Origin of the sequence: Parasutterella excrementihominis YIT 11859 (assembly GCF_000205025.1) — a bacterium.
Taxonomy (GTDB): Bacteria; Pseudomonadota; Gammaproteobacteria; order Burkholderiales; family Burkholderiaceae_F; genus Parasutterella; species Parasutterella excrementihominis.
Map to the genome: position 1 here is coordinate 10,157 of NZ_GL883756.1, position 23,932 is coordinate 34,088.

Below are 23,932 nucleotides of genomic sequence, written 5' to 3' on the forward strand. Positions count from 1 at the left end.
AGTTCCATCCTCGAGCTGCATAAAGACAACCCAGAAGCGGCTGCTTGTCTGTGGCTCGTAAGATCAACATTAAGAGGCAGACGTTCGGCCAAGGGCACTTTTAAATTCAGACGCTATCTGCACACGGCCTCCGCAGCAATCGCCTTGCATCGCCAAGTTATAAACGGAGAACTGGCTCCTGAAGCCCCTACCGAAGCCTTTGATCATTTTTACGAAGTGGGAGATAAGTATAAGGTTCTCGCGCATATTTCTACGAAGTACTGGCCCTTCATCGGAGCCTACAGTATCGGTGACGCACAAGATATTTGTCGCTGGAATGCTCTGAGGCTCTCCGATGATACTGACATTAGGTCATATCAATATCAATGCATTTTGCCGGGATGCCGAGACAACAAGCAATTGTGTTTAAAAAACTCTGACGGGAAGCTTTTTCCCTATTATGCGGTAGCCGTCGGAAACAGCGAGAAAGAGTTCGAAGCTAATATTGAAAAGCAGCTCAAAACAACCTTCGGCAAACTGCTTGAGGCTGCAAATCAACCGGGAAAAGAGCAGGAATCCAAGCCTAAGGCTGAACTGCCCGTAGAGCTGTACGGCCGCGGGGTTCGCAGCAGCCATACTTATGAGGTTTACGGCAAATCCGGAACGATTGAGTTCCAGCTAACGGACAAGATTGCTTTTGAATCCGATGAAGCATTTTGGGAATATCTAAAAAACCACCGGACAGAACTGGAAAATAAGTATCGAATATTTCGGGAGGAATTTTCCAAAACGGAAAAAGACTGGAGAAGCGGTTCTCCGATTCGAGATCGTGTTGGCCCGGACTATCGAGAAGGAAAAGACGCCACGCCGGAAATGTTTATGAGTACCTTCGGCTTCAGAGGCGTGGAGTTCGGTAATTGGGTAAAACAAGGCAAAAACGGGCGTGAACGGCAATGGATGCTCAACAATGCCTACGATTCGCTGCTTGACCTCTCGAAGATTCTGGGAATTCCTCCTAAAGCAGTAGCCTTAGACGGCGAATTGGAATTGTGCTTCGGTTCCAGAGGACACGGCAGCGCATCTGCGCATTACGAACCAGCTAACCGACTGATAAATCTCACCAAAACCAAAGGCTACTCTTGTCTGGCTCACGAGTGGTTTCATGCGCTCGACCACTACCTGATGAGAACGAATTACCGGGAAAAGCTCGATGTCAGGATGCTCAGTGAACAGGTTGATTCGGAGGTAATTTTTAAATTAACACCGAAGGCTCAGGAACGAATCAATGAGGGCGGTAAAAAGATTTATTCGCTATGGATGGGTTCTGCCTCCCGGGTGGAATACGAACTCAAGACCAATCCGAAAGCTGCTGAATTAGCGCGAAGGGTTATTGCCGGAGAACTGGATCAGGCCGATATTAATCTTGACATCCCGGATAGAGGCAGAGAACTTGTCTACAAGGTAACTCTCACCAAGGAAGATCTCCTTCAGACGGAACGAGGCGCAGCAGATAAGATCCGGCCGGAGCTGCACCACGCATGGGCAGAAACGATTGACACCATTCGTTCAACCGCAATGCACCGACGAATGCTGAAGAAAAAAGCGTACTGGCATAGTAAAACAGAAGAAGCAGCCAGAAGCTTTGAGGCTTTCGTAGAGGTGCGCAGCCGGGAGCTTGGCATTACCAATGACTTCTTAACAAACGGAGCATTTGTCGAGAAGACGTTAGATAAAGAATCCTACTACCCTTATTTGGACGGCGTGGACGTCCAAAGGGTTTCCGAGAAATTTAAAGCCCTCTTTGAAGAGATTAAAAGCAAAGAAACTGAAAAAGGAGTTGCTCTTTTCTCAAAAACCAGAGAGGGCAAAAGCGGTGCCAAGATTTCTGAGATTAGAGAAGCCTTGGATAAAAAATTCGGCAAAACTACCATCGACGCCTTAATTGACAATGGCCGTCTCAAAATTGTTTCAGGTATCAATGATGTTCTTCTGTCACCTCTGCCGCAAGAACTTAAAAATTCTCAGAAAAACACAAAGACCGGATTTATTGTCCCCGACGAGTTAGCTCATGAAGGCAATACAACCGGCTGCATTGCTGTTTTCCATCCAGCTGTCACGGGTGAAATTCCTTCCGGAGAAATTGTTGTCCTTCCTGGACACCATAGACCTTTTATCCATTCCGGGAAAGGAGCTAAACATCTTACGGGCTCTGTGATTGAAGATCCGAAGCGAAATTTGTTTCCACAGGAAGAAAATAAAACAGAAGCAAGTCTAAAAACTGTTCTGCAAATCTTAGCTTCAGCTAACGAAATTTACAAAGAAGGTCAAGGCAAGAATGACTCTTACCATTTCTACTCGAGAAAATTGGGCTTGGCCGTGTGTACGTATTTTGACGGCAATAAATTTGTCGTCTTAACACAAAAGCCAGTTAAGAATCCGGAAAATATTTGGGGAAAGAAATTAGGAGGTTTAAAGGGCGCGCTTGAGTTTCCCTTCAATAGAGATTCGGTCCATCTACCCTCTTCAATCCAAGACACTGGTGGAAACCAAACCGAACACCAGCCGGCAACAGCGCACGAGGCAACCTACACTTCGGTTGATTATACCGCCAAAATTTTCGCGGACATTCAAAGAGCTAAAAATCGGTACAAATCGGAAGACATTAAAGGAGTTCAGGGCTTTTATTCCTCTCAGCTTAAGACCTCATTTCTTATTGCCGATAACCTTTTGCCGGAGGCAGCCTCTTCAGTGCTTCTTCACGAAGTTGGAGTTCATATGGCTTACGACTCCGAGCTGAAAGAAAAAGTTATCCCTTTAGTAAAAGAGGCTCCGCGTCTATTAGAGGAAGGCTTCAGACAGCGAGATCCGGTCTGTATGGCAGCCGAAATCCGCTTAAAAGATTCCGGGATTACAAAAGATCATCCCAATTATGCGGAAGAGACTGCGGCGTACCTTGTTGAAGAATGTTCTAAACAAAGAAACGCGCTGCCCAAGCTTCAGCGATGGTACAAACAGATGCGCTCGACTGTAAGCGTCTGGCTTGTAGAGCATGGCTTTAAAGATAGTAAAACTCTTACCACTGACGACTTTGTGACTATCGCCAAGGCAAACATTAAGGCCTTAGCAGAACAAAAAGAATTAACCGCTTCTCAGACAAAAAACGAAAAAATCCTTTTTTCGCTTAACAAGCAGCATCGAGACACTTTGGAATTAATGCGAAAAGAGTTGCCGAAAGCTGACCCGGCGATGCAAAACCCCAAGCTTTTAGAAAAAGTGCTTCAGGCTGTGGAAGAAAGAATGCTTGACTGTGAACGGCAGGGAAAAATACTGAAGGTCAACTCGGAGTTTTTTAAACGCCAAACCCCAGCCAGCCGCACCCAAACCGAACAAAAAATCCCGGAACAAAACAAAACCAAAGGACTCGAACGTTAAACCGTTCAAGGAGAAATTAAATCATGAGTATCGATAGAGATATTTCCATCCGTCAAAAATTAAAACCTTTCAATCAATTCTTACAGATGGAAGGCGTCACTGAAATTGCTGTTAATCGACCGGGCCAACTTTACTATGAAAGAGAAGGAGTTTGGAATCAAGTCTCGCTTCCGAGCCTAACTTATGACGCGCTGATAGAGCTTGGAATCACCGCAGCCAAATACTCCGGTGACAACGTCAACTTCTCCAAGACGGAACCTATTGTTTCCGTCACACTGCCCGACGGCGAACGAGCTCAATTTATACAACCTCCTGCTTGCTCTCCCGAACTGGTCAGTCTCACGATCAGAAAACCTTCTTTAAAAATTATTTCCGTTGATGATTTTTATCGATCAGGTTTTTTCAATCATATGAGAAAAGCTGAAGAACAAAATCCGAAAGATGAAGAACTACTAGAAATTTACGAACACCTTCAGGAATACGAAGAAGGAGCGAAAAAAAGAGTTGAATTCTTGAGAAAGGCTGTCCGGTACGGAAAGAACATCGTGATAGCCGGAGAAACCGGGAGTGGAAAAACAACCTTCATGAAGGCGTTGATGCAGGACATTCCCAGAGACGAAAGGATCGTCACGATCGAGGACGTTCCGGAACTGGTTCATGGGCTCCCCTATCATGACAACAAGGTATGCCTGTTTTATCCCAGCGAAGCAAAACGTAATTCAAACGTAACGGCTGCCTCTCTGATGCGTTCATGTCTGCGAATGAAGCCGGATCGAATTCTATTAGCGGAACTTCGAGGGCCCGAAACTTTTGATTTTTTAAACATCTGTCTTTCCGGACACGGCGGCTCGATCACCAGTTGTCATGCAGGCAGCTGTGAGGATGTCTTCAAGTACCTTGCTCTGAAAGTACAGCAAGCTGAAGACGCTAAAACGATGACAACAGAACAAATCAATCGTTACCTCCAAGACGTCATAGATGTGGTTGTCCACATCCATAACGATAAAAAAGGCATCGGACGCCATATCACGGATATTTGGTTTAAGCCGGCCAGGCTCAAATCATAAGGAACCGCCAAATGAGTCAGCTTAGAAATAAAAAAATTATCAAGGTTGCCGTCGGAATCATCGGCTGCCTTCTCTTAGCTGTTTTGTTCTTTGAGATTTCAGGGTTTTTATTCCTCAAGATTTTTCGCCTCCCCCTTGAAATATGCCGTCCTTGGACAATATTTCAATACTGGATGATGTATCGGGACAGCAATAGGAGTTTCATCAAGGCGGCTATCCTCGGCTGTCTGCTTGCTCCTTGGCTGATTACCGCAGCCGTTGCAATTGCTATCAAAATTAAAGCCGGAAAAAGAAGTTTACATGGGGATGCGGCTTTTGCCAGCAACACGGAGGTTCAAAAATACGGGCTTATCAATCCGCCGGACGGATTAGATAAAACCATCTTGGTTGGCAAACATAACGGAAGATACCTTAATTACGGCGGAACAGAGTTTGTTCTTTTAGCCGCCCCGACAAGATCCGGTAAAGGTGTCGGCGTTGTTATTCCGAATTGCCTTAATTACAGCGACAGTCTTGTTATTTTGGACATTAAGGGAGAGAACTTCGATATTACATCCGGATACCGAGCGGCTCACGGTCAGGAAGTTTACCTTTTTGCTCCTTTCGATCCTGAAGGAAAAACTCATCGGTACAACCCATTGGAATACATTAGTTCCAACGAAGTTGATCGCGTCGGAGATATCGACGCTATTGCCACGGCGCTTTATAACTCTGAGTCAAACGGAGATAAATTCTGGAGCGAAAACGCTAAAGATTTGTTCCGCGGATTATGTCTTTACGTATTAGAAACGCCGGGCATTCCTAAAACTTTGGGACAAATTCTCAGGGAGTCATCAGCAGCAGGATTAAAAGACTCATTAACAAAAAAACTTAAGGATGCACAAGACGCCGGCCATCCCTATTCCAACCGTTGTATTGAAGCATTAAACAGAGTTTTTAGTAATTCAGAAAATACTCTGTCAGGCATTGTCAGCACGTTCGGGACACCTCTTCTCGGTTTTGCCAATGCTCGGGTTGATCTTGCCACGAGTGCTAACGATTTCGATCTGAGAGACGTTCGTCGAAAGAAAATGAGCATTTACCTCAAGATCGAGCCAAACAAGCTTAAAGAGGCTCGGGTACTGGTCAATTTATTTTTTGATCAGCTGCTTAATTTGAACACTAAGAAACTTCCGGAACAAGACAAAAGACTCAAGTATCAATGTTTGGTTCTGTTAGATGAGATGACTTCAATCGGCAGAGTCCCGATGATCAGTCAGGCAATCGCGTATATGGCCGGTTACAACATGCGTCTGCTGACGATTATTCAAAGCATGACTCAGTTGGCAAGCGCCTACGGGAAAGACGATGCTGAAACGATTAGGGCCAATCACTCTCTACTCATCATGTATGCCCCCAATCCTACCCAACAATCTTTAGCCAACGAGTACAGTGAGATGCTGGGTACACAAACGGTTAAGTCCAAATCAACCTCTAAAGGAAAAGGTTCAACATCAACCAGTGAATCAGATCAAAGACGCTCTCTTCTGCTCCCTCAGGAAATAAAAGGAATCGGAGATAAAAAGGAAATCGTTGTACTCAATAAAGGCTCGGCAAAACCTATTCTTTGTCAAAAAATCCGCTATTACGAAGACCCGAACTTTGAGTGCAGACAACGCTGGGAAACTCCTTTTGTACCTGTGCAGGACGTTGAAACCTTCACAGCGTCATTAGACGAAAGAGTGAACAAGGTATTGGCCACAGAGCTGACAGAAGAAGACTCAAGAAAAATTGCCGGAGTCAACGAGCTTCCGGAAATTCCAAAAGAACTTGCCGAAACGCCGGATTCAGATTGGAGTAATGAGCAAATCCAAAACTATGTTGAAGCTTCTTTTACCAAAATTGCTGCGAATCGGTTCAATCTTTCTGCTATCCAACACGCTCCTAAGTTAGACCTATCTAAGAATCAACCGCCGGAAAAAATAAACGGTAACACAGACAATGGTGAAACTTCTGAAGATCTGGACAAGACAATCAGCGATTTGTTTGACGGGGTAGATATACCTACTGAAGAACAAGAAAAAGAGCCTGCGCAAGAGTCGGAGGATATTTCGTTGCAGCAGCCCTCTTTTGATCCGGCCTCAGTAAATGAAGAACCTTCCTCGAGCCTCGATAAAAAAACGGAAGGGCCGGAAAAGGAAGATGAAACTTTAGAGGCAATTTTCGAGACTCCGACTGATAAACCGCCCGCTTCCGCGCCTTCTGCCTCTCCTAAAAAGAAACAGACTTCCCCGTTAAAGGACATTCGAAATTTATACCGTCGTAAGAAAACGCAGACAACTTCCGGCGAATTCAAGCGGCATTTTTCCACCCTCAAATAAGGAGTTAGCTTATGACAAGCAAATATCAAGATTTTTCTGAATCTCTGGTTGTATTGGGCGAACCCAAGTGCACCAGTATTTTTCCTACTAAAGGCCCTCATGCCGGAAAAGAAACGAAAGTTCTGGAAGTCCAGACCTATCATCCAAACTTTGAAAAGAAGGCGGACGGCTCTTTTGAACGAAAAGAACCTGATTTCTACAAGCTTCAGTATTTCGGCGCAACAGCAGAAAATATGGCAAAACTGCTTCAAAAATCAATGCGCCTGGATGTTCGAGGTTCCTTAACAACTGAAAATTTTGAAAAAGACGGAAAGCAGTATGAGAACAAAGTGATCAAGGCAAAAAGCATCGCCTTATGCCTAAATCAACTGGGAATCGAATCCATAAAATTTAGAGCCCCTGAAAAGAAGGCTGGAAAATCCCAGACCCCTGAACTTGATCGTTAACCTCATCTCCGGAGCGCCATGCGGCGCTCCCTTCTTTGATCCATAAAAATGACAATAAAAGTATTCATTGCTGAAAAACCGTCTGTTGCCAAAGCGATCATCAACGAATTGGGGACTGTAAAAAAACTCAATGGCGCGGTGCTTTGCAAAAACAACATTTACGTAACATGGTGCTTCGGACACCTGTTGGAACAGGCAGAACCGGATGCGTACCTTCCTGAAGACATTCCTGTGGGAAAAAAGGGAAATAAGATTTGGCGTGTTCAAGATCTCCCGATCTTTCCTCAAAAATGGATTCTTCAGCCGAAAAAGGATAAAGGCGTAAAGGCTCAACTCAAAGTCATCAAAGACCTTTTGACAAAAGCCGATATCGTAGTCAATGCGGGAGACCCGGACAGGGAAGGTCAGCTTTTGGTAGACGAAATCCTAGAGCATTTCAAATATAAAAAGACTGTCCAACGCTTTTTAGTATCTGCGCAGGATTCAGCTTCCATCCGAAAGAGCCTTACTAAAATTGAACCGAACAGCAAATATGAAGGCATGAAACTTGCTGCCTTGGGCAGAAGCAGGGCGGATTGGCTTCTTGGAATGAACTTAACAAGAGCGTTGACGCTTAAAAAAGCATTGTCCGGAGAAAGAACTCTGATCGCTGTTGGAAGAGTACAGACCCCTACTTTATCGCTTGTAGCAAAACGAGACCAAGATATTAGAAACTTTAAGCCCATTCCATTTTTTACCATCAAGTGCACAGTCTCAAACGGCATCACTGATTTTTCTGCCGCGTGGATACCAAAAAACGGACAAAGTGGGTTAGACGAAGAAAGGAGACTGATCGACGGAACGGTCGCAAAGAGTCTCGTCAGCCGCTTACAGAATCAAAAAACGGCAAAGGTTCTATCTTTTTCCAAAGAAATCAAACAGAAAACTCAGCCAAAAGTATTTTCTTTAGCAGACATTCAGCTCGAGGCCAGCAGCAAGTATGGTTTTTCTGCCCAAGAAACCCTGGATACTTGCCAATCGTTATATGAAACTCATAAGTTAGCGAGTTATCCTCGCTCGGATTGCCAGTATTTACCGGAGTCTCAATGGGAAGAATCTAAAACCGTTTTAACCGCAATTGCTAAAACACTTCCCAAGTTTCTTCCGTTAATTAGGCAATGCAACCTTCAGATTAAATCTGCTGTTTGGAATGATAAAAAAATATCTGCACACCACGGAATTATTCCGACCGGCCAAGCCGGAAGCCTTGAAAAGCTCTCAGACAAAGAACAAAAAATCTATGAGCTGCTATGCCTTCGGTATATCTGCCAGTTCTATCCTCCATACAAGTTCTATTTGACCAATGTGTCTCTAGCCGTTGAAAACGAAACTTTCAGCGCTAAAGGAACAACAACTATCAGTCCGGGATGGAAAGCCGTCATAGCACAAGAAAAAAATGAAAAGGAAGAAGAAATTCCTCTGCTTCAAGAAGGACAACAGCTCACTCTTAAAGATGTAAAACTTCAGCAAGAAAAAACGAAGGCTCCTCCGGCCTTTACAGAGGGAACTCTGATTGCTGCAATGGAGAATATTCATAATGCAGTGGAAGACCCCAAAGACAAAAAATTATTAAAAGACGGAGACGGTATCGGCACGCCGGCAACACGTGCAGCCATCATTACTGAGCTCAAGCGAAAGGGCTACCTTGAAACTAAGGGCAAACAAATTCATGCAACAGCTTTAGGTCAGCAACTTCTAACCGTAGTTCCTCCTCTAATCAAAAACCCTGCCCTGACGGCCAGATTCGAAAGAGTCCTAAAGCAAGTTGAGAATAAAGAAGTACTGCTAGAACAATTTTTGGAGATTCAAAAGAAATTTATTCGTCAGGAAATTGCTTCACTATTTAAAAAGGAATAATTCATGAGTTCAGCTCTTAAAGAATTATTCCCAACAGTTAAAAGGCGTCCTCGTACTCTTCATGTCGAACGCGCGGAGAGAACTTCTGCATCTTTTCTAAGGGTTCTTTCTTCTAAAGATAAAGCCCGGGGAATAGCGAAACGCCTTCCGGAAGCTTTTGTTCATTTTGGAAGCGGTACCATAAAAAATTATGAGCATCTAAGACGGGCCGTATCGTACATTGCAAGAAACGGAAATATCACGTTAGAGAAAGCTGATAAAAGCCTCCTGGCTGGGAAAGCAGACTACGACAGTGAGCTTTACAAGTGGAAATTAAGCCAAACGATCCCTGATCAGGGCGGCTCTCTAAGCCATGCCAGAAGGCTTATTCTTTCAATGCCTGCGGGTACGCCGGAAGATAAATTCAAAAACGCGTGCAGAAAATGGGCAAACGACACTCTGTCCGGCTACGAATTTGTACTTGGATTTCACACAGCCTCTACAGACCAAAAAACTAACCAGCCTCACTGTCATATTATCGTTAGTACCATCGGAAAGGATGGTAAGCGAATGCATATTGATAACCAAACTCGTGACGCCATGAGGGAGCATTTTGTCGCTTGTCTTAAAGACTTTGGTATCGAAGCAACTGCCACGCGCCGCTGGTCAAGAGGAAAAGTGCTAAAGGGAGTCCCTATTTCTGAAATACATAATGAAAGAAAATTTGCTTCGAGCCAGGAAAGAGCCAAAGCTCATGCTATCGCTCGAAAAAAAGAACGTCTTAGAGCGAAAGATAAGCAAATACAAAGCGTCATCTCTGCCTTCAAAGAAGGAAGGAATATCGAAGATACTCCCGGCATTACAAAAATCAAAAAGAATCGAGAAAAACTCCTTCAGCTTGTTAGCAAAGCCATCGCTGAACTGGAACAAAGCGGAAACTCTGAAGATTTAAAAATAGCAGCAGGCTTAAAGGACTATTACAAAACGCTTGGCCCTGTTGAATCTTTGAGCCAGCGAACTTTGCGTGAATTAAGAGAAACTCAAAGGAACAATCAGAAACAAGCGGACCATATCCGGAGGATGCAAGCTATGAAGAAGAGGAAAAACGGATTAGAGCGGTAGTTAGATTAGAATTCACCTACCACAAAGAAGAATGTAAAGGCATTGAAAGCCTCAGCCCTGAAACCTGCGTCTATCCCTTAATTTTAGGAATTAGAGAAACACGCGAGCCCCTTTGCTTATGCTCCGGGGCTCTTTACTTACGCGCCTAGCACATCAGCAATAAAACCGTAACGACCACCACTTTAATGATGATTCGGCTTAATTGCCGTATACTAGAGGCTGTTGATGCTTTGTCGAGCATGAATCAACTTCCTTCAAGCGCCTCCTGACTACGAATCAAGGAGGCGTTTAACATGGTTTCTACTCCGACCAGAAAGATAACCAAGAACTTTCTGATTCCGCCCCTGTCATGCCCACCAGAGTTGGTTTTTGCATTCTAGCAAAACAGCTTGGATCTATATATGGCGAAATGTTCCTTCTCTAATGTTCCATCGGGCATACAGGTACTTATAGATGACTTTTTGGATTAATTTTCCTTAATCCATCTATAACTACTTGAATTCATTAGAGTATTATAATGCTCTCACTGACCAGAATTCCACCCGGGTGTTCAGACGAACATCCGGGTTTTATTTTTTCCCGTAATTCAAATAAATAATCAGAGGAAAGAGGATCAGGCCCGATGCCACAATCACTGCCTGATATCCAAACCAGCCCGAAAGTGCTCCGGCCGCAAACGGCCCTAACGCCATACCGGCGTGTCCTGTTAGAAAATTAAATCCGAACACTTCGCCCTTCTTATCCGGCGGACATTCTGTCGAGATGATCGAATTCACTAAAGGAATTAGGCCGGCGATAGCAAATCCGGCGATGAATCGCCAAACACCGAATTCAAACGGAGTGCGACCTAAGACCTGGGCAGAGATTAAAAGGCCTGCAAAGAACAGAGAGCAGGAAAGCACTTTCAAAAATCCGAACTTCTGCCCCGCTGCTCCGAGAATCGGAGATGCGATCATGATCGAAATCGCGCAAACGGAAAATATCGTCCCCGAAAGCATCATGATGTTGTCCATGCTTCCCTGAAGCTGAGCAATGTAGAGCGGCAGAATTGGCTGAGCTGAGAACAAAGACGCGTGGATCACTGCGCACGCCATCAGCATCTTAAAGATCGCAGGCTGACGAATAACACTCCAGTCGAACCAATTCCTTGAAGTAACTTTAATCGTCCTTGGCTTTTCTTTAATGCAAAAACCAATGAGTAAAGAAATAAGACCCAGAGCGACGGACGCTACGAAGAAAGATTCACGCATTCCGAAATAATCTGCCAGCACACCGCCCACAAATGGTCCCACGACCGCTCCGACTGTCATACCGCCCTGCATCAACCCCATAGACAGACCTGTTTTACGGGCAGGAATTGAGGCAGCTAATAGAGCTAACAAGGCGGGATAAAGACCGGCGCACAAACCTTGGAAAAACCGCGCAGCAAACAGCTGCATCGGGGTCTGAACAATGCCGCACAGTGCATAGCTGATCGTCAGACCGATCGAAGCTCTTAACGCCATGAGTTTGCGGCTTTTACGGTCCGCGAGGACGCCCCAGACGGGGCCAAGCAGTCCGCTCACAAAGAAAGTCACCGCAAAAACTGCACCTGACCACATGTCGACTTCAGAAGCCTTAGCTCCGAGTTCAGAGGATAGATACACCGGCAAAAACGGCGTAATCATCGTGAACGACATATCCATCAAGAATGCGCTGGCGACTAAGATCGTAAGCGTTACTACCCACGGCACGAGAGCCCCTCCTTCTCTTGATCTTTTTAAGGATTATGCGCTCGAAACGGGCAGTTTTAAACATTTCACGAGAACCGAAAAATTTCCTTCGTTATAATTCGGAGTGGTAAACATCTAATGGCAGAATAGTCAAAATATCTCTGGATTCTAAGCTGATGAAACTCGTCACTAAATTTGCTGCGTCCTTAGCCGCTCTTGGCCTTTCTTTTAATGTTCTTGCTGCAGAACTGAATGTTTACGCTTCCATGCCTGAGAAATATGCTTCTCAGGTGCTGGAGCAGTTCACTAAAGACACGGGGATCAAAGTCAACTTCTTAAGACTTTCTTCCGGTGAAGTTCTGTCTCGACTCCAGGCAGAAAAAAGCAATCCTCAAGTCGATGTTCTTCTAGGAGGACCGGCAGACTACCTCGAAGTCGCCAAGAACGAAGGACTGACGGCGCCTTATAAACCTAAAGGCTCTGATTTCATTCCGGCTGAATTTAAGGACCCTCAAAATTATTGGACCGGTATCGGCATCATGCCGCTTGCCTTCATCACGAATAACAACTTTCTTAAAAAGAACAACCTGAAGGCTCCAACTTCCTGGCAGGATTTTCTGAAGCCTGAATACAAGGAAGGTCTTATTCTGGCTGATGCCCGAACCTCCGGCACTGCGACGGAACGCCTCTTTTCTTTAGAAAGAGTATTCGGACGTCAAGATAGTATCGATTTCCAGAAAAAACTTCACAAGAACGTTCAGATGTACACCAAGAGCGGAGCATGGCCTGCCTTGCGTGTCGGTGACGGACTGGCAGCCGCTGCCATGGTTTACTTGCCTGATGCGCTGGACATCCTCCAGTTAGGCTATCCGGTCACGATTTCTTATCCGAAGGAAGGCGTTACTTTCGGCATCGAAGTTGTCTCCCTTTTAAAGGGAGCCAAGCATCCTAAAGAGGCAAAAGAATTTTTAGACTGGGCCACTTCACCTAAGCTTGCTGAATTTCTTATCAAAAACAAGATTAGGTATGTTCCCACACGTACGGACGTCAAAGTTGACGATCCCGTGCTGGACCTAAAGAACATCCGTATGCTCAGCGTCCCCTTATCTGAAAAAGGCCGGCTGCGCGAACAGCTAACGAAAGACTGGATTGATCAGGTCTTACAGGCTAAATAAGACGTTAAATTAGAATTCCGGCGGCTTTTTAAAAAGAAAAACAAGCCGCCTTCAATTTAATAATGGGCGCACTCAATCATGAAAGTAATCGGTCTGACAGGCGGAATTGGGTCCGGCAAAACAACAGTTTCAGACTTGTTTGGCGAATTAGGAATTGATGTTGTGGACGCCGATGTCGTCTCTCGACAATTAACTGCCGTAAACGGCGGAGCAATGCCGGAAATCATTAAACAGTTCGGGCCTGAGGCAGCTTCTCCTGACAGCTCCATGAATCGAAGGTTCATTAGGGAACTGGTGTTTTCTGATCCTGAAGCTAAAACCGTTCTGGAAAATATCTTGCATCCTCTAATCCGCAAGGAATGTCAGCGCCAACTAGACGCTTCACAGTCCCCGTACACAATCTTAAGCGTCCCGCTTCTTATTGAAAGTCCTTTCTGGCGTTCTTCAATTAATCGACTGCTGGTTGTTGAAGCGCCTGAAGCTCTGAGAATCGAAAGAGTCATTCAAAGAAGCAAGCTAACGCCCGAAGGTGTAAAGAAGATTATTTCAACTCAGGCGACAACCGCGCAAAGACTCGATGCTGCAGATGACGTCATTGAAAATATAGGTACTCGCGAGATGCTGAAAGCTTCTGTATTAAAACTTCATTTGATGTACCTTTCCTTGAGTAAGCAAGACTAGAGTTGGCTCTCAGTCAGTTGTATGGAACCCGCTGTCTCGCAGTGAGAGATACAACAGCGTATTTTCTTAGTCTTAACCTTCTGTTTGTGTACAATCGTGAGAGAGAATCCCCTGGTATTTTTGCGTTATTTCTGAGAGATTTTTCGATAGCCGAACGCCTTCGGCGGTAATCCTTTCCATTACCGACCGTTAAGGGGAAAATATAAAATTATTCTAGGACTGCGAGAGATTGGAATGACCGAAACCTTATTACGATATGAGTTTCCCTCCAACGAAAAACTTCGTACTTTTTTGAGACTGGCTGATCTTTTTAAACAGCTGACATGGTTCGCTCAGCAGGAAAATTCAAATGATCACCGGGCTGCCATCATTAAGTACTTTGAGATTCAAGAGGTTACGACTCGTGGAGATCAAAAAAATGACCTCCTGCACGAACTCGCTCGCTTCCGCTCCTGCCTGGAACCTCTCGCAAATAACGACAATGTCGACCAGGAGTCTTTAAAAGAAACCTTGGACAAGCTCCAAGCCAGCAGAGCCGAATTAAGCTGCGTGGGCGTCAGAATCTCCCATCTCTCCAGCCAGAACGAATTCCTTAAAACAGTCGGACAGCGCTCAGGCATTCCTGCCGGAACCTGTGAATTCGACGTCCCTGTTTACCACCATTGGCTTCACCTTTCGGCTGAAGAACGCAAGCACTATCTCAATGAGTGGATAAAGCCCCTGCTCCCCTACAGCAACGCCATCGATTTGATTTTGAATCTGCTGCGCGGCACAGCTGAGTTAAATGACGTGGAAGCGATCAAAGGCTCTTACCAGAAAGACCTTCAGGGCAAAACGTTTACACTGCTCCAAGTGTTTGTGGATCCTAAACTGAATATGATTCCGAAGATCTCCGCGAACCGTTATCTCCTTTCGGTTCGTTTCTCCGGCGCCAATTTCGGCAGCGGTCCGATCGCGGAAATTCCCGAGGTGATGCCTTTCCGCCTCGGTTTATGCAATATGTAGTAAAAATGGCAATTAAAGTTAAATGCCCGACCTGCGGGCGTGAATGTGAATACTCAGACAAGAACCCATATCGTCCTTTCTGCTGCGAACGTTGCCGCTTAATCGATCTCGGCGCGTGGGCAGAAGGGAAATATTCCATCAAAGATAAACCGATGGAAGGCGACGACGATCTTGATATCTCTGCCGATGCACTCGCCACCGGCAAACTCGCCGCACATAAAGCTGACCTAGAGAAGTAGAACTACTTTCTCGCCGTCACCTGCGCTAGTACCGGTTCCGTCGCCGGCAAAATCGGATGTGGTAAGTCCTCTAAGGTACAGAATCGATATGTCTGTCCTTCGAGACATTTCAGCTCTTCAGGATTCAAACGGCAATGCTGGAAATGCAAATGCACGGTGGCATGAGGATACGTGAACACCGTTGAATAAACCTCTCGGCAATCAGTTACCTGAACGCCGAGTTCTTCTTTCATTTCACGGACAAGCGCTTCCTCAAGAGTTTCTCCGGCTTCGACTTTGCCGCCCGGAAATTCCCAGTAGCCCGCATAGACTTTGCCTTCGGGACGCGAAGTCATCAGAAAACGTCCGTCTTTATCAAAAGCCACGGCAACAACCACTTCGGTCGGTTTAGTTGTCATGCTCAGTCTCCAAATGCATTCTTCCTGCCCAGTCGCGTGCAAACTGGTAAGCCACACGGCCGGAACGAGAACCGCGCTGCAGTGCAAACTGCAATGCTTCGGTTTGCCATCTGTCGGAGATTTCTCCGCCGAAATGTTTTGTCCAGCCTTCGGCGACCGCTAAATATTCTTTTTGAGAGAACGGGTAGAAGCTCAACCAAAGACCGAAACGCTCGGATAACGACATCTTTTCTTCGATCGTCTCAGCCGGATGGAGTTCGCCGTCTTCGTCCATGCTGCTGGCAAGGTTGTCCTGCATTTTCTCTGGCATTAAGTGACGACGATTGGATGTTGCGTACACCAGCAGATTGTCTCCGGTCGAAGCCACGGAGCCGTCCAAAATCGCTTTCAGTGCTTTGTATCCGCCTTCTCCGAATTCAAAAGACAAATCATCGCAGAAGACAATAAATTTTTCGGGTCGATCGGCGATGCGCTGAGCAATGTCGATCAGATCCTTTAAATCTTCTTTGTCCACTTCAATGAGACGCAGTCCTTGATCTGCAAACTGCTTCAAACACGCACGGATAAGAGAGGATTTTCCGGTGCCTCGCGCACCGGTTAAAAGAACATTATTTGCGGGCAAACCTCGAACAAACTGCTCCGTGTTTCTGAGTAATGCGGCTTTCTGCTGATCCGCATTCTTAATCGAATCCGGATCTACGAGTGCGACTCGATGAATCGGCTCGAGGACGCCGTAGGACATGCCCAAGTATTGTTTGCGGCGCCACCGAAAAGCCGCCGCACTCCAATCCACTTCATCCTCGATCTTTGGAAGAAGGATTTCCAGTCGATCGAGAAGACGTTCCAGTTTTTGTTCGAGTTTTGCGTCTGCCATCTCTTTTTTAGCTTCTGTAGTCTGCGTTGATCGAAACGTAATCGTGAGAAAGGTCTGTGGTCCAAACGGTTTCGCAGGCATCTCCACGGCCAAGGCTGATACGAACCGTGATTTCGTCCTGACTCATCACGGCAACGCCCTGCTCTTCCATGTATTCAGGCGCACGGCTACCGTTCTTAGCCACTAAGACATCGTCCAACCAAAGAGAAACTTTCGTTGCGTCCAAATCCGGAATCTTGGAGTTCCCGACCGCGGCCAGGATACGCCCGAGGTTAGGGTCGGAAGCAAAAAAGGCTGTCTTAACCAACGGAGAATGAGCGACGGCGTAAGCAACTTTCAGAGCTTCCGCCTCGTTCTTTGCATCTTCCACCGTAATCGTGATGAACTTGGTTGCACCTTCTCCGTCGCGAACCATGGCTTGAGAAAGCTTTTGGCCGACTTCAATCAGAGAGTCCAGCAAATCATCAAAGCGCGGATCGTCCATGCTTTCAATCGGACGAGCATTGCTGCAGCCGGTGGAAATTAAAACAAAGGAGTCGTTCGTGGAAGTATCGCCGTCAACCGTAATGCGGTTGTAAGAGGCATCCGCAACCATCTTGACGACCTTACCGATTAAGTCCTGACCGATGGCAACGTCTGTTGCAATGAAACCCAGCATCGTAGCCATATGCGGCTCGATCATGCCGGATCCCTTACTGATGCCGGTAATCGTGATTTCGTCGTCATCCAGCATGACACGCTGAGAAACGCATTTAGGAACCGTGTCCGTCGTCATCATCGCTTCGGCTGCCGCAATCCAGTTTGTTCTGGATAAATGTTTAGCGGCTTCTTCCACGCCTTTAAGCAAGCGGTTCATGGGAAGCGGTTCCATGATGACACCGGTTGAGAACGGAAGAACCTGCATCGGAGAGCAGTCGAAGATATCTGCGACCTTTCTGCAGGTTTCCTGAGCATCTTGGAGACCTTGTTCGCCAGTGCCTGCGTTTGCTATGCCGGTGTTGACGACTAATGCTCTGATGTTATTCGTTTCAGCTAAGTGAGCCCTGCAAACCTGAACGGGCGCAGCCGCGAAGCGATTAGAAGTAAACACGCCTGCGACACGGGAGCCTAATGCCAACTCAACCACTAGAACGTCATTGCGGTTGGGTTTACGGATATTAGCTGCCGCAACGCCGAGGACAACTCCGGGAACCGAATAAATCTCAGACGGTTCGGGCGGGAAGAGATTGACTGCCATATTGCTTTTCCTTTGTTAGAAAAATCTTTTGATTTAGTTTTTCGATTTTAGAGCACGAATAACGGCCAAAAGAAAACGGCCCAAGGTGTTTTCACCGAGAGCCGTCTTTCCGTTAATTCAGATTAACGAAGCTTGCCGTGGCAGTCTTTAAATTTCTTGCCGCTGCCGCAGGGACACGGATCATTGCGTCCGACATGTGCGAACGGATCTTCTTCCTGAGAAAGGGCTTCTTGCTGAGCGGGAGCCTGAGCTTCTTGCTGAGCGGGAGCCTGAGCTTCCTGCTGAGCAGCAGCGACTTCTTCAGGTTCCGGCTGACGAATCTGAACATTCATCAGAACACGGGTGACATCAGCACCGACAGTCTCAAGCAAGTTGGCAAACAGTTCAAAGGCTTCGCGCTTGTATTCCTGTTTCGGCTGTTTCTGAGCGTAGCCGCGGAGATAGATACCCTGACGGAGCATGTCGAGCTGGCTGAGATGCTCTCTCCAGCGTTGATCCAGGAACTGAAGCAGAACATTGCGTTCAAACTGTGCAAAAGCTTCGTGACCGACTAAAGCGACTTTTTCGTCATAAACCTTGTTGGTTGCTGCAAGCAGCATATCCAGAAGTTCCTGGTCGTCGGAGCTTTCGGATTTTTCCAGCGTAGCCTTAAGGGGAACATCCAGATTCCACTGTTCTTTCAGCTCTTTTTCTAAGCCTTCAAGATCCCACTGCTCTTCGACGGTATCTGCCGGAACATAGTGGCGGAACAGGCTGGTGAAGTATCCGTCGCGAAGTTCCTTCACGGGGCCGGACACATCTTTGTTTTCCAGAATTTCGTTACGCAGAGCGTAGATTTCCTTTCTCTGATCGTTTGCCACGTCATCGTATTCAAGCAGCTGCTTACGAATATCGAAGTTGCGGGATTCGACCTTGCGCTGAGCGGTTTCAATGGAGCGGGAAACAATACCTGCTTCAATAGCTTCGCCTTCAGGCAGGCGCAGCTTGTTCATCAAAGCCTGCATCTTTTCGCCGGCGAAGATTCTGAGCAGCGGATCTTCCATGGACAGATAGAAGCGGGAAGAACCCGGGTCACCCTGACGGCCGGAACGTCCGCGCAGCTGGTTGTCGATACGGCGGGATTCGTGACGCTCGGAACCGATAATTCTCAAACCGCCGAGTTCAACGACACGATCGTGGTCAACCTGCCACTTCGCTTTGATTTCTTCTTTCTGAGCTTTCTTCTGTTCGTCAGAAAGGGTTTCGTCGTTGTCGATCTGCTCAAGAGCCTTGCTGATGCCGCCGCCTAAAACGATGTCGGTACCGCGCCCGGCCATGTTGGTCGCAATGGTAACCATACCGGGACGGCCGGCTTCCATAACGATCTGAGCTTCTCTTTCATGCTGCTTAGCATTCAGCACGTTGTGCGGGATGCCTGCTTTAGTCAGCATGTCGCTGATAAGCTCGGAGTTTTCGATCGAGGTCGTACCGACAAGCACCGGCTGACCGCGGCCGAAGCACTCTTTGACGTCGTCAACGATGGCTTTGTATTTTTCTTTCGCAGTGCGATAGACCTTATCCTGCTGGTCATCACGAATCATCATGCGATGGGTCGGAATGACAACGGTTTCAAGACCGTAAATTTCCTGGAATTCATAGGCTTCCGTATCGGCCGTACCGGTCATACCGGAGAGCTTTTCATACATGCGGAAGTAGTTCTGGAAGGTAATAGACGCGAAAGTCTGGTTTTCCTGCTGGATTTCAACGCCTTCTTTGGCTTCAACGGCCTGATGCAGACCATCGGACCAGCGGCGTCCTTTCATCAAACGGCCGGTGAATTCATCAACGATGATGACTTCGCCGTTCTGAACGACATAGTGCTGGTCTTTAACAAAGAGCGTATGCGCGCGAAGTGCTGCATTCAAGTAGTGCAGCAGCATGATGTTTGACGGAGAGTACAAGCTCTGGCCGGCAGGCAGCAGCCCCATATCGACCATGATCTTTTCGACTTTCTCGTGACCGGCTTCGGAAAGCTGAACTGTGTGCTGCTTTTCGTCAACCCAGTAGTCACCTTCGCCCTTTTCCTGTTTCTGGCGAACCAGCATGTCGGGAATCTTGTCGATCGCAACGTAAATATCCGTGCTGCCTTCGGCAGGACCGGAAATAATCAGCGGAGTTCTGGCCTCGTCAATCAAAATGGAGTCCACTTCGTCCACGATCGCGAAGAACAGACCTCTCTGGCGGCGAGCGCCGGTCTCATACTCCATGTTGTCGCGGAGGTAGTCGAAGCCGAATTCGTTGTTCGTACCGTAAGTAATATCAGCGGCGTAAGCAGCCTGTTTCTGATCGTTCGGCTGGTTGGAAAGAATCGTTCCGACAGTCATTCCGAGGAAGTTGTAAACCTTACCCATCCAAGCCGCGTCACGGCTGGCCAAGTAATCGTTCACCGTCACAACGTGCGCGCCTTTGCCGGGCAATGCGTTGAGATAAACCGCTAATGTTGCAGTCAAAGTTTTACCTTCACCGGTACGCATTTCAGCGATCTTGCCGTCGTTTAAGACCATACCGCCGATTAACTGCACGTCAAAGTGGCGCATACCGAGAACACGGAAACTTGCCTCACGCACAACGGCGAATGCTTCCGGCAGGAGAGAGTCCAAGGAAGCGCCGTCGGCTAAACGCTGACGGAATTCAGCCGTCTTGGCTTTGAGCTGTTCGTCGCTCAATGCCTTGATTTCGGGCTCAAGTTTATTAATCACAGCAACTTTACGGCGATACTGTTTAATCAGTCGGTCGTTGCGGCTACCAAAAATTTTTGTCAGAAAACTGGCCATTAATTCTTTCTCTTAATAAAAACGGAGGCACAACGCCTCCCATTGGCAGTTACACCTTGCCAATTTTGAAACTCACTGATTTTACAACACTAAACAGTTTTTGCCCGTCCTTTTACAAGTTGCATACAAAGCGTGACGCTTCTGTAGCTCAATCAGGTGAGGAATTGAATTCGCTTCTTCAATTTGCTAACTTAACACTGCTATGTCTGATTTATCCTGGATCTGAAATGTACCCGCGATCTGCACAAAAACCGATCTCCAAAGTCCTTCAAAAGGGCTCCTTGGCTAAGCATTTCGGATTCTTAAAATTAGCAAAACGCCTTGCTGCAGTGATTGATCCCGTCTGCCAAGGCTACAAACTCGGAGCTTCGGTCACACCAGACTGTCTCAGAATCACCGTTCAGCAGGTTCGCATCAAAGACGAGAACCCCTACGACATCGATCCGGATGAAGATCCTCGCGATCTGATCAAAGAAGTGCTACTCTTGGAAATCGGCCTGCCCAATCCGCTTTTTGTCCGCCGCTTTACCATGTTCCAGCCCTCGATCGAAAAAGCCCTCGCTGAAAAAGGCTTCGGCGCCATGAAAGTCAAACCCGTTATCGATCGATGCGGTCTGCATCCGCAGCCCTTCCTCTTTACGGAAAGCGGCCCCGCAATCGGCGGTCCCGGAGCAGTAGAAGGCGCTAAAGAGTTATCGGAGCGCCTGCCGGAGAGCTCACCTTTAAAGGAAGCAATGGCCAAACTTGCCGCTACCTTGGAAGAACATCAAGGTCCCGGCCGCAGGTAAGAAAAAGCCCGCGGCTAGCGCGGGCAAAAACAAGAAGTTTTCTTTTCTTAGTTCGAAGGTTCTTTTACCGCTTCGGTAAAGGCCTTCGGAGCAGTGTGTTCGTCCTGATATTCAACAAACTCCCAGTTTTCCGGATTTGCTAAAAGCGCGCGGAGAAGTTTGTTGTTGATTTCATGACCGGACTTGAAGGCGCGGTAGTGCGCCACCAGCGGATGACCCAAAACGTACAGGTCGCCCATGGCATCCAAGAGCTTGTGTTTTGCAAACTCGTCCTGAGAACGCAGACCGTCGGGATTTAACACATGGAAGTCATCGAGAACAATCGCATTGTCTAATGTTCCGCCTTGTGCCAAGCCCATGCCCCAGAGCATCTCTAAGTCGTTCACAAACCCGAAGGTGCGGGCGTGAGAGACGCTTTCGATGTAGTTTTCCTTATTAAAGTCAACTTCAACAAACTGGGCCGTTTCATCAATAGCCGGATGACCGAAATCAATCGCAAAAGACAGTTTGTAGCCGTCATAAGGTTCAAGAGAAGCCCACTTGTCTCCGACGTGGATGGAGACATTCTTCTTGACGCGGACAAACTTTCTCGGTGCATCCTGTTCTTCGATACCGGCCGCTCTGATCAAAAAGACAAACGTTGAACCGGAGCCGTCCATGATGGGGATCTCAGGCGCATCGACATCGATGTAGCAGTTGTCGATTGCCAAGCCAGAGAGCGCACTCATCAAATGCTCGATCGTCGCAATGCGGGCTCCGTCTTTATCCAAAGTCGTCGCCATGCGCGTGTCGTTGACACGTTCAGGCTCGGCCTTAATGGCAACGGGCGGCTTTAAATCGATTCGAGTAAACACCAGACCGGTATCTGGAGGTGCCGGACGCAGAGTCAGACGAACTTTGCGGCCGGAGTGCAAGCCGATACCGACAGTGGAGAAGACCTTCTTAAGCGTTCTCTGTTTGATCATAGATGCGGCCAAACCTTAGTTCTTCTTGCGCAGGAAAGCGGGGATGCCGTATTCGAAACGCGGTTTTTCATCTTCAGCCTTGGCTTCAGCTGCGCCCTGACCTTTAGCCTCAGGTGCGCCGTTGTGCTGATTGGCCGTCCACAGACCGCTGTCATTGCCGTTGCCGGCCTGAGGATTCAGGGTTGCGAACACGTCGCTGGCAGGACGGATGTTGTTGCTGGCGTGGAAGTTGCCGAAAATCGTGTTGTCTTTCGGGCCTTCGAAACCGCCGGCATCAGGCGTTGCGATCGGGCGACTGAAAGCCTGGTCGAACGGATTGATGGCTTCGGACTGAAGTTCTTTTGGTTCAGCCTTCGGAGCAGGAGCCGGCTCAGCCTTTTTCTGAGGCTGCGGTGTATAAGTTCCGAAAGGATTGACTTCCGTCTTAACTTCTTCAGCCTTGACTTCAGGCTTTGCAGACGGAGCTGCGGGAGCTGCTGTGTGGGTCGGTGCTGCAGTGCTATGCGTCTGCGGCTGAGCAAAAGAAGAAGCTGTACGCGGAGCAGCAGAAGCGTGAACCTTAGGTTTGGCAGGTGCGTCGACGTTGCCGAACAAATCATTCGGCAGAGAATCCGGAGCGGAGCCGGAAGGCTGCCACAGGTTGGACGGATTATCGACGGCAGGTTTACCGTTCACGAAGCTTGTCTTAACGATGGAGTCATCGGTGCCGTTCTGGTCCAGACCGGTGGCGATAACGGTAACACGAACTTTGTCGCCCATGCTGTCGTCATAAACCGTACCAAAGACGATAAGGGCATCGCTGTCGGCGTAGTTCTTGATGGTTTCCATAGCAGAACGGACTTCAGACATGCGGATGCCCTCCTGAGCCGTGATGTTAACCAACAGCCCCTTAGCGCCGCGAAGTTCAACGCCTTCAAGCAACGGGCAAGTAACGGCCATGGAGGCAGCCGTAACGGCACGATCGGGACCTTCGGCTTCGCCGGAACCCATCATGGCGGTACCGCGGGTACCCATAACCGTTCTGACGTCTTCGAAGTCCAGGTTGATCTGACCAACCTTCTGAATCAATTCGGCGATGCCTGCGCAGGCATTGAAAAGCACTTCGTCGGCTTTTTCAAAGCATTCGCGCATCGTGGCGTCTTCTCCGAGTTCTTCTTCGAGCTTGTCGTTGAGAATAACAATCAGAGAGTGGACGCGGTTTTTGAGCTGGTTTAAACCGAGCTCGGCATTTCTCATGCGTTTGCCGCCTTCAAAGGAGAAGGGCTTTGTCACTACGGCAACCGTCAAAATACCCAGTTCCTGGGCCACTTCGGCAATCACGGGGGAAGCACCGGTACCTGTACCGCCCCCCATACCGGCCGTAATGAAGACCATGTCGGCGCCGCGAAGTTTCTCGGCAATCTCTTCCCTGGCGTCATTAGCAGCTTGGAAACCGACTTCCGGACGAGCTCCGGCGCCAAGCCCCGTTCTGCCGAGAGAAATCTTTTCTGAAGCGAGAGAGCGAGTCAGAGCTTGCCTGTCCGTGTTCGCGGCGATGAACTCAACTTGGCAATCCGTCAGTTTGGTCACCATCGTATTGAGAGCGTTGCCGCCCGCACCGCCTACTCCTACAACTTTAATCACGGTGTTGGTAGAACCGTCCACGTAGGGTTCAAATGCCTTTTCCATCAACTACTTTATCTCCATTACGCATCTCGAGACATTCGATCTGCCAAGTTGGTTAATTCTAAATTCAATCGTTTTTTTCTGCGAGGAAAATTCAAA

The 23,932-nt window shown here is 47.6% G+C and carries 18 protein-coding genes; 11 read left to right on the top strand and 7 right to left on the bottom strand.

Annotation, left to right across the window (positions count from 1 at the left end; translation table 11 throughout):
- The 6 genes from HMPREF9439_RS10660 to HMPREF9439_RS10685 all read left to right on the top strand — a co-directional run.
- The coding region (locus HMPREF9439_RS10660; protein WP_008864859.1) for an LPD1 domain-containing protein at window positions 1-3,411 on the top strand (3,411 nt) is incomplete at its 5' end.
- A 23-nt stretch (window positions 3,412-3,434) separates the two neighbouring features.
- The gene (virB11, locus tag HMPREF9439_RS10665; RefSeq protein WP_008864860.1) at window positions 3,435-4,478 is read left to right on the top strand and encodes a P-type DNA transfer ATPase VirB11; all 1,044 of its coding nucleotides are present in this window, start codon (window positions 3,435-3,437) and stop codon (window positions 4,476-4,478) included.
- 11 nt (window positions 4,479-4,489) lie between these two features.
- Window positions 4,490-6,838, top strand: a complete 2,349-nt coding sequence (locus tag HMPREF9439_RS10670; RefSeq protein ID WP_008864861.1) for a type IV secretory system conjugative DNA transfer family protein — start codon at window positions 4,490-4,492, stop codon at window positions 6,836-6,838.
- 11 nt (window positions 6,839-6,849) lie between these two features.
- Window positions 6,850-7,284 (top strand): single-stranded DNA-binding protein, encoded by a 435-nt coding sequence (locus tag HMPREF9439_RS10675; RefSeq protein WP_008864862.1) that lies wholly within the window; start codon window positions 6,850-6,852, stop codon window positions 7,282-7,284.
- 48 nt (window positions 7,285-7,332) lie between these two features.
- A complete protein-coding gene (locus HMPREF9439_RS10680) occupies window positions 7,333-9,180 on the top strand; it encodes a DNA topoisomerase 3 (protein WP_008864863.1) in 1,848 nt (615 codons plus the stop codon).
- A 3-nt stretch (window positions 9,181-9,183) separates the two neighbouring features.
- Complete coding sequence (locus HMPREF9439_RS10685; protein WP_008864864.1) at window positions 9,184-10,281, top strand: relaxase/mobilization nuclease domain-containing protein; 1,098 nt, start codon at window positions 9,184-9,186, stop codon at window positions 10,279-10,281.
- 569 nt (window positions 10,282-10,850) lie between these two features.
- Here the strand turns inward: HMPREF9439_RS10685 and HMPREF9439_RS10690 are convergent.
- Window positions 10,851-12,014, bottom strand: a complete 1,164-nt coding sequence (locus tag HMPREF9439_RS10690; protein WP_021867987.1) for an MFS transporter — start codon at window positions 12,012-12,014, stop codon at window positions 10,851-10,853.
- Between the two features lie 155 nt (window positions 12,015-12,169).
- Here HMPREF9439_RS10690 and HMPREF9439_RS10695 point away from each other — a divergent pair, with 155 nt between their 5' ends.
- The 4 genes from HMPREF9439_RS10695 to HMPREF9439_RS10710 all read left to right on the top strand — a co-directional run bounded on the left by HMPREF9439_RS10695 (window position 12,170) and on the right by HMPREF9439_RS10710 (window position 15,093).
- Window positions 12,170-13,168, top strand: coding sequence for an ABC transporter substrate-binding protein (locus HMPREF9439_RS10695; protein ID WP_008864866.1), 999 nt, complete (start codon window positions 12,170-12,172; stop codon window positions 13,166-13,168).
- Window positions 13,169-13,246: 78 nt separating this feature from the next.
- The gene (gene coaE / locus HMPREF9439_RS10700) at window positions 13,247-13,849 is read left to right on the top strand and encodes a dephospho-CoA kinase (protein WP_008864867.1); all 603 of its coding nucleotides are present in this window, start codon (window positions 13,247-13,249) and stop codon (window positions 13,847-13,849) included.
- Between the two features lie 234 nt (window positions 13,850-14,083).
- The gene (zapD, locus tag HMPREF9439_RS10705; protein WP_008864868.1) at window positions 14,084-14,854 is read left to right on the top strand and encodes a cell division protein ZapD; all 771 of its coding nucleotides are present in this window, start codon (window positions 14,084-14,086) and stop codon (window positions 14,852-14,854) included.
- Between the two features lie 5 nt (window positions 14,855-14,859).
- Entirely contained in the window at window positions 14,860-15,093 is a 234-nt protein-coding gene (locus HMPREF9439_RS10710; protein ID WP_240141141.1) for a DNA gyrase inhibitor YacG, read from the top strand.
- A gap of 2 nt (window positions 15,094-15,095) precedes the next feature.
- Here HMPREF9439_RS10710 and HMPREF9439_RS10715 read toward each other — a convergent pair whose 3' ends face one another.
- The 4 genes from HMPREF9439_RS10715 to secA all read right to left on the bottom strand — a co-directional run bounded on the left by HMPREF9439_RS10715 (window position 15,096) and on the right by secA (window position 20,415).
- Window positions 15,096-15,491, bottom strand: a complete 396-nt coding sequence (locus HMPREF9439_RS10715; protein ID WP_008864870.1) for a (deoxy)nucleoside triphosphate pyrophosphohydrolase — start codon at window positions 15,489-15,491, stop codon at window positions 15,096-15,098.
- The gene (locus tag HMPREF9439_RS10720; RefSeq protein WP_008864871.1) at window positions 15,481-16,365 is read right to left on the bottom strand and encodes an ATP-binding protein; all 885 of its coding nucleotides are present in this window, start codon (window positions 16,363-16,365) and stop codon (window positions 15,481-15,483) included. The genes HMPREF9439_RS10715 and HMPREF9439_RS10720 overlap by 11 nt, the downstream gene beginning before the upstream one ends.
- A gap of 7 nt (window positions 16,366-16,372) precedes the next feature.
- The gene (argJ, locus tag HMPREF9439_RS10725) at window positions 16,373-17,602 is read right to left on the bottom strand and encodes a bifunctional glutamate N-acetyltransferase/amino-acid acetyltransferase ArgJ (protein WP_008864872.1); all 1,230 of its coding nucleotides are present in this window, start codon (window positions 17,600-17,602) and stop codon (window positions 16,373-16,375) included.
- 122 nt (window positions 17,603-17,724) lie between these two features.
- Window positions 17,725-20,415 carry a preprotein translocase subunit SecA gene (secA, locus tag HMPREF9439_RS10730; protein WP_008864873.1) on the bottom strand — a complete coding sequence of 897 codons (2,691 nt, stop codon included), beginning with the start codon at window positions 20,413-20,415 and terminating at the stop codon, window positions 17,725-17,727.
- Window positions 20,416-20,642: 227 nt separating this feature from the next.
- Here secA and HMPREF9439_RS10735 point away from each other — a divergent pair, with 227 nt between their 5' ends.
- Window positions 20,643-21,203 (top strand): hypothetical protein, encoded by a 561-nt coding sequence (locus tag HMPREF9439_RS10735; RefSeq protein ID WP_008864874.1) that lies wholly within the window; start codon window positions 20,643-20,645, stop codon window positions 21,201-21,203.
- Window positions 21,204-21,250: 47 nt separating this feature from the next.
- On the opposite strand, the gene lpxC is transcribed toward HMPREF9439_RS10735, so the two are convergent.
- Both lpxC and ftsZ read right to left on the bottom strand, forming a co-directional pair.
- A complete protein-coding gene (gene lpxC / locus HMPREF9439_RS10740; protein ID WP_008864875.1) occupies window positions 21,251-22,168 on the bottom strand; it encodes a UDP-3-O-acyl-N-acetylglucosamine deacetylase in 918 nt (305 codons plus the stop codon).
- Window positions 22,169-22,183: 15 nt separating this feature from the next.
- A complete protein-coding gene (ftsZ, locus tag HMPREF9439_RS13680; RefSeq protein WP_008864876.1) occupies window positions 22,184-23,836 on the bottom strand; it encodes a cell division protein FtsZ in 1,653 nt (550 codons plus the stop codon).
- Window positions 23,837-23,932: the final 96 nt, after the last annotated feature.